12 protein-coding genes are annotated in these 12,293 nt (G+C 37.0%); 7 read left to right on the forward strand and 5 right to left on the reverse strand.

What is annotated here, in order from left to right:
• Positions 1–18: 18 nt before the first annotated feature.
• Both KYG33_RS05635 and KYG33_RS05640 read left to right on the forward strand, forming a co-directional pair.
• Positions 19–2,142 carry a Tex family protein gene (locus KYG33_RS05635; RefSeq protein WP_077416711.1) on the forward strand — a complete coding sequence of 708 codons (2,124 nt, stop codon included), beginning with the start codon at positions 19–21 and terminating at the stop codon, positions 2,140–2,142.
• Between the two features lie 42 nt (positions 2,143–2,184).
• The gene (locus tag KYG33_RS05640) at positions 2,185–2,835 is read left to right on the forward strand and encodes an HAD family hydrolase (protein ID WP_180563930.1); all 651 of its coding nucleotides are present in this window, start codon (positions 2,185–2,187) and stop codon (positions 2,833–2,835) included.
• A 68-nt stretch (positions 2,836–2,903) separates the two neighbouring features.
• Here the strand turns inward: KYG33_RS05640 and KYG33_RS05645 are convergent, their stop codons facing one another.
• From KYG33_RS05645 to KYG33_RS05655, 3 genes are all read right to left on the reverse strand, one after another.
• Positions 2,904–4,475, reverse strand: coding sequence for a M20/M25/M40 family metallo-hydrolase (locus KYG33_RS05645; RefSeq protein ID WP_180563931.1), 1,572 nt, complete (start codon positions 4,473–4,475; stop codon positions 2,904–2,906).
• A gap of 374 nt (positions 4,476–4,849) precedes the next feature.
• Positions 4,850–5,026, reverse strand: coding sequence for a histone H1 (locus KYG33_RS05650; RefSeq protein ID WP_047377485.1), 177 nt, complete (start codon positions 5,024–5,026; stop codon positions 4,850–4,852).
• Between the two features lie 265 nt (positions 5,027–5,291).
• A complete protein-coding gene (locus KYG33_RS05655) occupies positions 5,292–6,713 on the reverse strand; it encodes a PLP-dependent aminotransferase family protein (RefSeq protein WP_219072823.1) in 1,422 nt (473 codons plus the stop codon).
• A gap of 117 nt (positions 6,714–6,830) precedes the next feature.
• Between KYG33_RS05655 and KYG33_RS05660 the strand changes: the two genes are divergently transcribed.
• The 3 genes from KYG33_RS05660 (at position 6,831) to KYG33_RS05670 (ending at position 9,750) form a co-directional block, all read left to right on the forward strand.
• On the forward strand, positions 6,831–7,346 hold the full coding sequence (locus KYG33_RS05660; RefSeq protein WP_180563933.1) for a hypothetical protein: 516 nt from the start codon (positions 6,831–6,833) through the stop codon (positions 7,344–7,346).
• Positions 7,347–7,541: 195 nt separating this feature from the next.
• Positions 7,542–8,456: a helix-turn-helix domain-containing protein gene (locus KYG33_RS05665; RefSeq protein WP_047385402.1), complete on the forward strand. Its 915-nt coding sequence runs from the start codon at positions 7,542–7,544 to the stop codon at positions 8,454–8,456.
• A gap of 88 nt (positions 8,457–8,544) precedes the next feature.
• Positions 8,545–9,750 carry an MFS transporter gene (locus KYG33_RS05670; RefSeq protein WP_219072824.1) on the forward strand — a complete coding sequence of 402 codons (1,206 nt, stop codon included), beginning with the start codon at positions 8,545–8,547 and terminating at the stop codon, positions 9,748–9,750.
• Between the two features lie 35 nt (positions 9,751–9,785).
• Here the strand turns inward: KYG33_RS05670 and KYG33_RS05675 are convergent, their stop codons facing one another.
• Positions 9,786–10,121 (reverse strand): DUF488 domain-containing protein, encoded by a 336-nt coding sequence (locus KYG33_RS05675; protein WP_219072825.1) that lies wholly within the window; start codon positions 10,119–10,121, stop codon positions 9,786–9,788.
• Between the two features lie 154 nt (positions 10,122–10,275).
• Here KYG33_RS05675 and KYG33_RS05680 point away from each other — a divergent pair, with 154 nt between their 5' ends.
• Positions 10,276–10,803: a MarR family winged helix-turn-helix transcriptional regulator gene (locus KYG33_RS05680; protein ID WP_228408871.1), complete on the forward strand. Its 528-nt coding sequence runs from the start codon at positions 10,276–10,278 to the stop codon at positions 10,801–10,803.
• The gene (locus KYG33_RS05685) at positions 10,800–11,642 is read left to right on the forward strand and encodes a universal stress protein (RefSeq protein WP_077416696.1); all 843 of its coding nucleotides are present in this window, start codon (positions 10,800–10,802) and stop codon (positions 11,640–11,642) included. The genes KYG33_RS05680 and KYG33_RS05685 overlap by 4 nt, the downstream gene beginning before the upstream one ends.
• Positions 11,643–11,671: 29 nt before the next feature.
• Here KYG33_RS05685 and KYG33_RS05690 read toward each other — a convergent pair whose 3' ends face one another.
• Positions 11,672–12,268, reverse strand: a complete 597-nt coding sequence (locus tag KYG33_RS05690; RefSeq protein ID WP_077416694.1) for a Crp/Fnr family transcriptional regulator — start codon at positions 12,266–12,268, stop codon at positions 11,672–11,674.
• Positions 12,269–12,293 lie beyond the last annotated feature (25 nt).

Raw genomic sequence — 12,293 nt, forward strand, 5'->3', positions numbered from 1 at the left:
CTATCCGAAAACAGAACAATGACGACCGTAGAATTTATACAAAAACAGCTCAATATTTCTGAGAAGAGCATCAACAATACTTTACAATTATTAGCAGAAGACTGCACTATTCCTTTTATTTCGCGTTACCGAAAAGACAAAACCGGAAATCTTGATGAAATACAGATCGAACAGATCTCAAAGATCAGTAAGCAGTTTGAAGACATTGTCAAAAGAAAAGAGTCTATCTTAAAATCTATAGAAGAGCAGAATGCTTTAGCCCCTGAGCTTCAACAGAGAATTGAAGATAGCTTTGATATTCAGGAGCTGGAAGACCTTTATCTGCCTTTCAAAAAACGTAAAAAAACAAAAGCTGATACCGCCAAGGAAAAAGGATTGGAACCTTTGGCAAGGATCATTATGAGTCAGAAAAATAATGACATTCAGTTTCTGGCTTCAAAATATCTGAATGATGAAGTTTCCTCTGAAGAAGAAGCGCTTCAGGGGGCAAGAGACATCATGGCAGAATGGATCAACGAAAATATGTATGTCCGCAAGAATCTCCGCAGACTCTTTCAGCGTAAGGCGGTTGTTACCTCCAAAGTTGTAAAAGCTAAAAAAGAGGAGGAAGACGCCCAAAAATTCTCCCAATATTTCGAATGGGAAGAAAGTCTCAGCAGAACACCTTCTCACAGACTTCTGGCGATGTTAAGAGCAGAAGCTGAAGGTTTTGTAAAAACGAATGTAGGGATAGATAAGGAAGAAGCCATCGATTTTATTGAGAAAGCTATTATCAAATCCAATAATGAAAGTTCAGAACAAATTGCAATAGCGATAAAAGACAGCTATAAAAGACTTCTGGAACCTGCTATCTCCAATGAAGCTCTACAGGAAGCCAAAGAAAAAGCAGATAAAAAAGCGATTGAGATTTTCTCTGAAAACTTAAGCCAACTTCTACTGGCTCCTCCTTTGGGGGAGAAAAGAATTCTGGCAATTGATCCGGGATACCGAAGCGGATGCAAAGTAGTGTGCCTGGATGAAAAAGGAGACTTACTGCACAACGAAACTCTTTACCCTCACGCTCCACAGAATGAAAGCGGGATGGCTATGAAAAAGATCCGTTCTATGGTAAATGCTTATAATATTGAAGCGATCTCCATTGGTAACGGAACGGCAAGCCGGGAAACAGAATTTTTCATTAAAAAGATTGCTTTCGATAAGCCGTTGCAGGTTTTTGTAGTTTCAGAAGCCGGAGCTTCAGTTTATTCTGCCAGTAAAATTGCAAGGGAAGAGTTTCCAACCTATGATGTAACAGTGCGTGGAGCCGTTTCCATCGGAAGAAGACTTTCTGATCCGCTGGCTGAATTGGTAAAGATTGATGCCAAATCTATTGGGGTTGGACAATACCAACACGATGTAGATCAGACTCAACTGAAAAATGAACTGGATTCTACAGTGATGAAATGTGTAAATTCTGTGGGAATTAATTTAAATACAGCAAGCAAATCGCTTTTAAGCTATGTTTCCGGAATTGGAGAGAAAATAGCTGAAAATATTGTCAATTATCGTGCTGAAAACGGAGCATTTGAAGACAGAAAACAGCTTAAAAAAGTTCCTAGACTTGGAGAAAAAGCCTTCCAGCAAGCAGCCGCATTTGTAAGAATTGCGAATGCCAAAAACCCACTGGATAATTCCGCTGTACATCCTGAAGCTTATGGAATTGTAGAAAAAATAGCCAAAGACTTAGGTATTAAAACTGATGAGCTGATTGCCAATAAAGAAAAAATAGCTCTGGTAAAACCGGAAAGCTATATCACAGGAGAAATCGGGATCTTAGGAATCAAGGATATTTTAAAAGAGCTTGAAAAGCCGGGTCTGGATCCAAGAAAAGCTGCCAAAGTATTTGAGTTTGATCCTACAGTTAAAAGCATTAAAGACTTAAAAACAGGCATGATTCTTCCCGGAATTGTCAATAATATTACGGCTTTTGGATGTTTTGTGGATCTTGGAATAAAAGAAAGCGGATTGGTTCATATTTCCCAGTTGAAAGACGGCTTTGTATCGGATGTCAATGAAGTAGTAAAACTTCACCAGCATGTACGTGTAAAGGTAACAGAAGTAGATGAGGCGAGAAAAAGAGTGCAGCTGAGCATGATTTTGTAATTTTCGGCTGTAAATTAAAGTATAAACCACAAAATATTTATTTTGAACACAAAGAATTTAATTTTCGATCTTGACGGAACATTATGGGATTCCAGAGCGACAATCATTAAAATATGGAATGAAGTTTTAGGCAGGCATCAATTGATCCAAAGAGAACTTAAACCTGAAGATATGGATCAATATATGGGATTATTGGCTCATGATATTGTAAAAGATATTATTCCGGGCATTTCAGATCTGCAAGCTCAGGAGCTTCTCTCTGAAATTGTTGCCAAAGAAAATGAAATACTGCACATACAAGGAGGAATTTTATATGAGGGCGTAGAAAATACTTTGAGAAACCTGGCTAACACCCACTCTCTGTTTATCGTAAGCAACTGCCAGAACGGCTATATTGAATCATTTTTAGACTATTATCAGTTCAATAATCTATTCGTTGATTTTGAATCTCATGGACGGACGCAAAAACCAAAATCTGAAAATATACAGCTCCTCATGGAAAGAAATCATTTAACCCTTGAAGATTCCATATATATTGGTGATACCCAAACTGATTATGATTCCGCACTGACAAATGGATTACCGTTTATTTTCTGCAAATACGGATTCGGAAAGCTGACTGATTCACTTTATGAACCATCAATTCTTACGTTTTCGGACTTAATACCCCATATTTCCGATAGTACAAAATAATGAAATTTCATACAATTAAAAAGGCTGCCCATTGAGGCAGCCTTTACTTTTTATATAGTAGAAAATTTTTATTTATAATCCTTAGAACTTCTTCTAGGCTCTTTTACTTCCGGCCATTTTACCGTTTCCCCTTTATCATCCTGAGGCATTACCCTCTTTTCCCTGTTGCTGAATTCAGGATCTTCGGAAGCCATATAAGCTAATGCTGCAGTTAAAATCACATTATTTTTCACCTCATCGAAAACAATTTTGTCATACGTATCTTTCGTTGTATGCCAGGTGTACCCGAAGTAACCCCAGTTCAGAGAGCCCAAGGAAATACCGGGAACTCCTGCTGCTACAAATGAAGCATGATCAGAACCTCCTCCACCAGGCATTCCAGGAAAATCCGTTTTAATATGATTTCTTACCGCTTTTGGAACCCCATCCAGCCATCTTCCTACATAGTCATAAGCTTTTACAAACCCCTGACCGCTGATATTGACAACACGTCCGGTCCCGTTATCCTGATTAAACGCAGCCTGCACTCCTTTAATAATCTGAGGATTATCCGCCACAAAACCTCTTGAACCGTTTAATCCCTGCTCTTCGCTTCCCCAAAGTCCGATGACGATAGTTCTCTTGTTATTAGGATAATATTTTTTCAGAATTCTCATGGTTTCCAGCATGGTGATTGTTCCTGTTCCATTATCTGTAGCGCCCTGAGCTCCATCCCACGAATCAAGGTGAGCAGAAAGAATAATGTATTCATCAGGTTTTTCTTTTCCTTTGATCATTCCGATTGTATTAAAGCTTTTGGCTTCAGGAAGTATTTTAGACTGGGCATCAATTTTTATTTTAGGCTGAGTGCCCTTTTCTGCCATCCTGTAAAGCATTCCGTAATCTTCCACATCAATATCAATCATTGGAATTTTGGATGTTTTGGCACCAAAAATTCTGTTAGCCCCCATGATTCCTGTCCAGTTTGAAATAGCAATTCCTGCCGCCCCTGCTTTCTCCAACGCTTCTGGAAGGCTGTTATTGTCATATCCGATATTCTTCACATAAGCAGTAAAATCTTTAGCCACCTGTTCTTTCTCTGCTTTAAGTTTTTCATACAATTCCGGTGTAGCAAATTCTTTGATCTGCTCATCAGAACGTCCGATTTTCTGGTATTGTGCCATCAGTACTATTTTTCCTTTTGCAGAAGGTAGCCATTGCTCAAATTCTGCTTTGGAAGATACTTTTGGAAGAATAATAACTTCTGCCTCAATTGCTTTTTTAGTAGCCGGGCTCCATGCAAGCTGTGTAGCAGCCAGAGATTTTACACGCGGATATGTCATATCAACATGAGTAGTACCTCTCTGCCATCCTTTCCATGTTCCAAACTGCTGAAGATTGGCATCTACTCCCCATGAACGAAGCTTATTGGCACTCCACTCATTTGCTGCCAGCATTTCGGGAGTTCCTACAAGACGCGGTCCGATCCCGTCAAGCAGTTCAGATGCCAGGTTTTCCAGCTGGGAATTATTATTTACTTCATCTACAAAACTTTTTACGATAGGGTTTAGCCTTTCTTTTGGGTCCACCTTTACCTGAGCCCAGGAAAACTGGGCAGCCAGCACTACTGCAGGCACTGCAAAAAATCTATTTATCCTCATAATATATATTGATTGGTTTAAAGATAAAGGAAATTAGGGAGATGATGAAAAAATAAGCCTAAAAAAGAGGTTTTCTAATGATATTATCTATATTTTCACATGAAAATAATAACAAAAATCCACTGAAAATTATAATTCATAAAAAACTATCAATATGACAGCTTTAATGATGTTTGGATTAAAATTAGTTAGTCGCGTAGATATATATATTCAGAAGTGTAAGGAAAGCAAGAGTTATGCTTAAAATATTTAATGGTGAATATTGAATAACAGCAAAACCTCATAAACTGGGAGTTTTAACCCTATTTCAAATTCAAAACGTATTGTATTGAGGGGATAAAAAAAGCCGGCTTCAAAAGCCGGCTAAAAGTAAATTATTTTTTAGCTTCTTCTACAGAAACTTTTCTGAAGTCTTTGAACAGTTTGCTTAGTTCTAAAGCTGCTTTACGAGCTCTTGTACCAGCTGCTTTGTTACCTTTTTCTGCTTGTTGGTTTGCCTCAGTTGTGAACGCTTCAAATTCTGCGTTGATTTTTTCAATTAGTTCTTTCATTTATTTAAAAATTTAGGCTGCAAATATAGGTTTTATGGCGATTCCAGCCTAGCTGGAGTGAAAAAAGTTTAAGCTAAATGGCTAAAATATTCACTTCCACCTCTATAAAAGTGCATTTTTGGATGGTTTAACACCTGAAAACGATCATAGAACACGATTACAACCCTTATCTGAGGACTTCTGAAAGGAATTTTATTTCGCTTATTTTTTCATTATTTGGGTTTCTAAATCTTCATTTTTAGATCTTTTACTTTGAATAAAGTTCTTATGTTGCAAGAAACAATTCCCGAGCCTTTTCACCTGCTTTCTGTAATAAAATAATACTTTCAGAAGTAATCCGCTCTGCAAAAACAATCCGGAAATGAAATTGATATTTATCTGTAAAAGAAAAAGTGTTCCCGGGAGTAAATAAAATCTGGTGCTTTTCACAGTATTCATAGAACTTTTCCATATCTGTGTTCTCCGGAAGCCGCCCCCAAATAGTGTATCCGCCCTGAGGTCTGTGAAAATAAGAACCTTCGGGGAAGGAATTTCTTAAAGCATCCAACACCTGAATAGCCTGCTGGTTGAGCTTTTTCCGGAATGAACGCAAATGTCTTTCATAACTGCTTCCTTGCAGCAGTTTTAAAACCAGTTCCTGATAAATGGGTGAAACCGTCCGCCCTAATGTAAACCTGACTCTTTCGGATTTTGCATAAAAATTTCCAGCATAAAGCCAGCCTAAACGTATTCCCGGTGCCAATGTTTTTGAAAATGATGAATAGGTCATCACGCTTCCGTTTTTATCCAAGCTTTTTATAGAGTGGGGTCTTTGTTCATCGAAATAAAGATCGGAATACATATCATTTTCAATGATACACAACTGATGAGTTTTTGCAATACCAAGAATTTCTTTTTTTGTTTCGTCATCCATCATCATTCCTGTTGGATTATGAAAATTCGGAGTTATAACAAGAGCGCGGATGTTATTTTCCTGACAGACTGTTCTAAAATATTCCGTATCAAAACCGCTTCTGTAGTGTATGGGAATCTCTATCACTTTCAGTTCCAGATGAGCAATTACTTCCAGTACGGAAAACACACACGGACTGTCAACAGCGACCACATCTCCAGCTTTGGTGACCGATTTCAAAGCGATTGTGAGTGCCTGTAGTGCACCGTCTGTAATGATTATTTCATCAGGATTTAAAGTACTGCCGTAAGTTCCCATTTGTTTTGCAATCTGTTTCCTTAATGTTTCCAGGCCATTTGACGGGTAATACCTGAGCAACGATGCTCCTTTTTCACGAATCACTTCCTGCATCGTTCTGAGGATGAGTTTCTGCGGAATCAGCAAATCTCCGGGAACAGCTGTGTTGAAAGAACTGGATTCCGAGGTCCTTTTGGAAGTCAGCATCATACTTTTCATAAATTCTGCATCTCTTACTACAACAGGCAGTTTTGTTCTGATTTCCGGAATATTCTCTTCCTGAATTTCTGCAACAAAATATCCTGACCTTGGATAGCTCCTGATTAAACCTTTAATCATAAGGTATTCAAAACCACTTTGTACAGAGCTTGTACTAAGCTTATATTTTTCTTTAATTTCCCGAACAGAAGGAAGCCTGTCTTTTTCCTGCAAAATCCCACTGTGGATTTGCTTCTCAATGACTGCTGTAAAAATTTCGTACTTATAAGATTTCGCCATAACACATCAACTGTACTGAACAAATTTACAAAAATACATTTCTGTACCGATGATATTTTAGCGAACTGTATCCTTTTTGAACAGATTAATCTTATAATTTTGAATAAAAAAGATCCCATGGATATCATTTCAAAATTTACAGTAGGTTCTGAAGAGGGAATTTCTGATCTTATAACCATTATTGATTCTTCCGTTTATACACTGCATAAAGACTTTGTAAGTGAGGAAAACATTAAAAAATATATTCACAATGAAATAGATCCGAGAAAGATGATCAACGACCTGAATGATCTTTCCAATCAGCTGATCATGACGTATGCAGATCAAAAACCTGTCGGATACAGCATTATAAAAAGTGGTTCTCTGCATCCTGGCATACCGGATGGCAAAAGAGCAACAGAAATCAGTTTTGTGATTCTTTCAGCGTTTGATTTTCCTGAAACAAGGCAGTCACTTTGGAAAAAATGCAGATCAGCTGTGAGCTTCACAGATATCCTTTGGATTAATATGCTTGATCATAATCCGCTTTCGGAATTTTTAAAAGAGTCTGGGTTTGTACCTACTATCAGTTCGAAAGCTGGTCCATTTCAGCTTCCATCACATATTTTGGAACTGGAGATTAATAAAGGCTAGTACAATCTTTTTTAACCACTGATTTTACAGATTTTGCGTATATTTTATAGCGCTTACGTATATCTCATCATCAATAGATCTTTTTTATATTGATGATATTGAGGAAGGCTATTATTCTTATTTTTATTATCTCACTTAAAATAATTTTAAATGAGTAATAGTTTGCCTATCTTTGATTTTTATAATTTTTTACTTATGAGTGATCAGCTGGAAACCATAGAGGATTATTACAAACGTATCCGTAAGAACCAGATCAAGATGTTTGATTCTGAGGATTTTGAAATGGGTAAATCCCACTTCAACATTTCGATGCGGAAGTACTGCAGTTTTAAGAGTCCTTACAACCGCCGTGATTATTATAAAATCAGCTTTATCATTGGAAAAGGAACCATTCATTATGGCACCCATCAGCTGTATATTGACCGTCCGGCACTATTCTTTCCTTCTCCAAGCATTCCCTACTCCTGGGAGTGTGACAGCGATCTCCAAGAAGGGTATTTCTGTCTGTTCAATCAAGAATTTTTTAATGGAAATTCAGAATTTAATCTGTTCAAAAAGACTTCAATGTTCAAAGAATGGAGCAAGCCGGTAGTTTTTCTGACCGAAGAGCAGACCCAGCTGGCCACCCTCTATTTTGATCAGATTTACAAAATGAATAATTCGGCCTATCCTTTCCGTTGCAGCAGTATCAAAAGCAACCTGGCTTCTGTTATGCATTTGGCATTGGAAAACCGCGTGGAAGACATCAATCCTAATGAACTTCCTGCAAACGTGCGTTTATACAGATTATTTGATGAACTCCTCAACAAGCAGTTTCCTTTGGACTCCCCTGCTTATCCGCTTGCGTTAAAAACTCCTTCGGACTTCGCTGATCATCTTAATGTGCATGTCAATCATCTGAATTCCTCGGTGAAATCTGTAACTCATCTTACTACAACACAGATTATTAAAGAAAAGATGTTTGAAGAGTCTAAAAACCTGCTGAAGTATACCAATTGGGATATCGCTCAAATTGGCTATACATTAGGTTTTGATCAGCCTGCTCATTTTAATAACTTTTTTAAAAAACATGCCCGGACGTCACCATTAAAATTTAAGAATTTATCCTAATATTTGATTTTTGTAATTTTTACTTTGTCTTTTAAAATTCACTTTCATATTTCTTGACTTATTTTTGCATAGTAAAAAATGAATGAACATGTTGAGAGAAGCATCTGAAAAAAGAATCAGATTAATTACCATTATGGCTTTCGTGTCTATCCCGCTTTCGGGGTTTGTCACGGATATATATTTACCATCGTTCCCTTCTATGGCCAAAGAAATGATGGTTTCAGAAAAAGATATTCAGATCACTCTGACCTCATATCTGTTGAGCTACGGAATTTCTCAATTGTTTGTAGGAGGAATTCTGGATAGTATCGGCCGCTACCGTCCGAAATTGATTGCATTGTTCTTATTGATCCTGACGAGTATTTTAATTACGATGACCAACAGTATTTTACTGATCTGTCTGCTTCGTATTCTTCAGGGTGCGGCAGTTTCGGTTCTTGTTGTGGCAACGCGTGCTATTTTTGTAGATATTTATGATGCAGAGAGGGTAAAACATTATTTGAGTTACTTTACGATTGTCTGGTCATGCGGTCCTATTCTGGCTCCGTTCCTCGGAGGTTATCTTGAGAAAATTTTTAACTGGCATGCTAACTTTTATTTTCTGGCTGCCTATGCCGGATTTTTGTTCTTGTTTGAGTGGTTCTTTAGTGAAGAAAGCCTTCCTCAGAAAAAGAAACTGGATCTTTCGGAGAATATCAGTCTTTACAAAATGATGCTTAAAAACAGGATTTTCATGCTGGGAATTTTCATTTTGGGATTGAGCTACTCTATTGTTATGTTATTTAATATTACCGGACCGTTTATTATTGAAAATACCTTCCGTTTTACACCCGTAGTTATCGGATACTGTACATTAATCCTGGGGTTCTCATGGATGATTGGAGGTTTTATCGGGAAGCGTAGACTGACCCTTGATTTCAAACCAAGAATACTACAGCCTATCCTGCTTCAGCTTATCCTGATTGCAGGGCTGATTATCACGAGCTATTTTGCAGAAAGCCTTTTCATTATGATTCCTTTTGCCTTTTTTATTCACATCTGTTCCGGAATTTTATTTACCTCCTTTTTTACGACAAGTATGCTTTACTTTCCTAAAAATGCAGGAACAGCTGGCGGATTGATGGGTGGATTGGTATATGTAATCACTTCAATAACGAGTTTTATCATTTCGGTAAGTGGAACTGTTAATGAACAAAAAGACCTTTCCTGGCGTTATCTGATCATCGCATGTTTCCTTTTCGGAATCATCATTATCATGAATAAAGCCGTAAAAAAAGAAAAAGCAGGGATTTAATCTCTGCTTTTTTACTTCTATTTTATACTTTCCAGCTATTCTTTTAATATAATTGCATGGCAATGTTCTTCATCTTTTGCGGCATACAGAAGTGTAATTTTTTCCTGATCTTTATGGCGTTTCAGAAAGTCTTTGCCAAGATCAGCTTCATGGAGTTCTTTCCTATATTTTTCCGAAAATTCTGTCCATAATTCAACTGAATGATGAAACCATAGTCTTAACTCTGTTGATGGTGCCAGATCTTTCTCCCACTCATTGAGATCGGCATTTTCTTCAGAAAGTCCTCTTGGCCACAAACGGTCTACCAATACACGATAGCCATCGTTTGGAGATGGAATTTCATATACTCTTTTTAACGCAAGTACAGACATTATTCTTGTTTTTAAAAACTTCTAAGTTATCAGACTACAAAATTTGTTCCTGCGCGCCTGTTTTCCTATTTCTTATCTCTTGCTATAGAATACTTTATTTTCAATTAGTTTTAATTAAAACTAATTTTTCGTATATTTGTTAGGGTAAGCAGTGATGAAATTCTTTCAGACCACCTCTTACCTTGCCATATCATTATTATACAACATGCCTGAAAAACAGAACAATATATCAGAACTGGCTCTGGAGCTTGGCCTGGCAATGAGTGAAATGAAAAGCCGGCTTCGACAGAAGATTCAGACCACGATTAATGAATATGATCCGGATCTTTCTTTTGAACTTATTGAAATTCTGGGCCTGCTTTCACGTAATAATGGTATCAACCAGCAGGAAATAGGAAATAAAGTAAGCAAAGACAAATCAAGCATTACTTATCTCATCAACAGCCTTGTAAAACGTGATCTTGTTGAGCGGATTGCTGATAAAAATGACAGAAGAAATAAACAGGTCTTTTTGACTCCGAAAGGTCAACAGATTATAGAAACCGTTTATCCGTGGGCATTGGATCTTTACAAAAAAGCGGCTGGAGATATTGATACGGAAGAGATTTACAAAGCGCTGCTTCTTGTAAAAAAAATGACAGCAAACCTGGAAGAATCAGGACCAAAACATAATACAATATGAGAACAATCCTTGTACCCGTTGATTTTACATCAACTACGGAAAATGCAGTAAGAGTTGCCGCAGATTGGGCAAAAACCTACGAATATCAAAACATCATCTTACTCAAAACAGCAGGAGAATCTGAGTTTGATTATCTGCATATTGCAGAAGGACATTCATTTGTGAATGAAGAAAATGTCAATAATTTACTGCAAAGGACAGAATCACTATTTGATCAGTTAAGCAGTATTATTACAGAAAAGTCACCTGAAATTAAAGTTTCCAGGATATTAAGCGACTGGGCTCTTACCAGAAGCATCAATGAACTTTTAAAAAACCAGCCTTCTGTAGAGCTGATTATCCTGGGAAGTGACGACCAGACTTCTTCTACTGAGAGCTTTGTTTCCGAGAATATTATCAGCATTGCAAGAACGAGTCCTGTGAAGACCTTAATTGTTCCCAACAGCTATCACTACACTCCTATCAAAAATATATTTATTCCTTGTGATATAAAGGGAATTAAAAGATTAGAAAGACTGTTTCATCACAAATCTGTTATCCACAAACAGGATGTACGTCTGATGTTTTTGAATATCAATACCAATGAGAAAGAGGATGAGGACAAAAAAAGAGAGCTGGAAGAGTATATTCGTGAACGTTTAACGGAGATTCCAAGCAGTATTCATTATTCTCATGATGAAAATGTTATTAAGGGAATTCTGTCCTTTGCAGCCTCTAATGAAGCGGATCTTATTATAGCTTTGCCAGGTCAGCATAGCTTTCTGTATTATCTGGCAAGCAGAAGTATTTCTGAGGGAATCTACCAGAACACCCATCAGCCCGTACTTATTTTAAAATAATAAGGTTTTTAAAAATGAATGCGTAAAAGCTAATAATAAATTTTAGTACTTTCAATTTTAACAAGTTCCTGTTCCTGCATTTTCTTGACATACCTGATCACCGTTTCTACCCGAAGACCGGTTAAGGTAGCTATTTGCTGTCTGGTATAAGGAATCAGAAAGGAATAGGTTTCTTCGAATCCGAAATAATTTTTAATATGATCAAAAAGCTTTGTAAGCTTCACAATAGGATCTGAAATAGCAAGAAAGCTGGAAATCATAAATCTGAAATGCATTCTGGCAGCCATATATTTATTAATCTCCAGCATTAAATCCGGTTTTTCCAACAGTATCTGCAGAAATTTTGCTTTGGAAATCTTAATAATCTCACACTCAGTAATGGCAATAGCATTGATTGCATAATAATGATCTGTAAATAAATAGCTTTCACCAATGCAGTGTCCATCAAAAGGGAATCCATGAACAAATTCTTTTCCGTCTTCTAAAAAAGTATTCAATTTCACAGTACCATACCTGATCTGGAAATAATATTTAGCTACAGTTCCTTCTTTAAAAATAATATCTGCCGCATCATATTTTTCCAGAATGGCTCCCCGGGAAAATAATAAGTCTTCATATATAATCATCTTGCCATTATTAATTTGAGTAAAA

The sequence above is a fragment of the Chryseobacterium sp. D764 genome (genome assembly GCF_019317325.1).
Classification (GTDB): Bacteria; Bacteroidota; Bacteroidia; order Flavobacteriales; family Weeksellaceae; genus Chryseobacterium.

Bases quoted from the DNA above. Each gene is read 5' to 3' on its own strand.
- KYG33_RS05635 (WP_077416711.1), top strand. From the start codon at position 19: ATGACGACCGTAGAATTTATACAAAAACAGCTCAATATTTCTGAGAAG.
- KYG33_RS05660 (WP_180563933.1), top strand. From the start codon at position 6,831: ATGGATATCATTTCAAAATTTACAGTAGGTTCTGAAGAGGGAATTTCT.
- KYG33_RS05690 (WP_077416694.1), bottom strand. From the start codon at position 12,268: ATGATTATATATGAAGACTTATTATTTTCCCGGGGAGCCATTCTGGAA.
- KYG33_RS05680 (WP_228408871.1), top strand. From the start codon at position 10,276: ATGAAATTCTTTCAGACCACCTCTTACCTTGCCATATCATTATTATAC.
- KYG33_RS05670 (WP_219072824.1), top strand. From the start codon at position 8,545: ATGTTGAGAGAAGCATCTGAAAAAAGAATCAGATTAATTACCATTATG.
- KYG33_RS05645 (WP_180563931.1), bottom strand. From the start codon at position 4,475: ATGAGGATAAATAGATTTTTTGCAGTGCCTGCAGTAGTGCTGGCTGCC.
- KYG33_RS05665 (WP_047385402.1), top strand. From the start codon at position 7,542: ATGAGTGATCAGCTGGAAACCATAGAGGATTATTACAAACGTATCCGT.
- KYG33_RS05685 (WP_077416696.1), top strand. From the start codon at position 10,800: ATGAGAACAATCCTTGTACCCGTTGATTTTACATCAACTACGGAAAAT.
- KYG33_RS05675 (WP_219072825.1), bottom strand. From the start codon at position 10,121: ATGTCTGTACTTGCGTTAAAAAGAGTATATGAAATTCCATCTCCAAAC.
- KYG33_RS05650 (WP_047377485.1), bottom strand. From the start codon at position 5,026: ATGAAAGAACTAATTGAAAAAATCAACGCAGAATTTGAAGCGTTCACA.
- KYG33_RS05655 (WP_219072823.1), bottom strand. From the start codon at position 6,713: ATGGCGAAATCTTATAAGTACGAAATTTTTACAGCAGTCATTGAGAAG.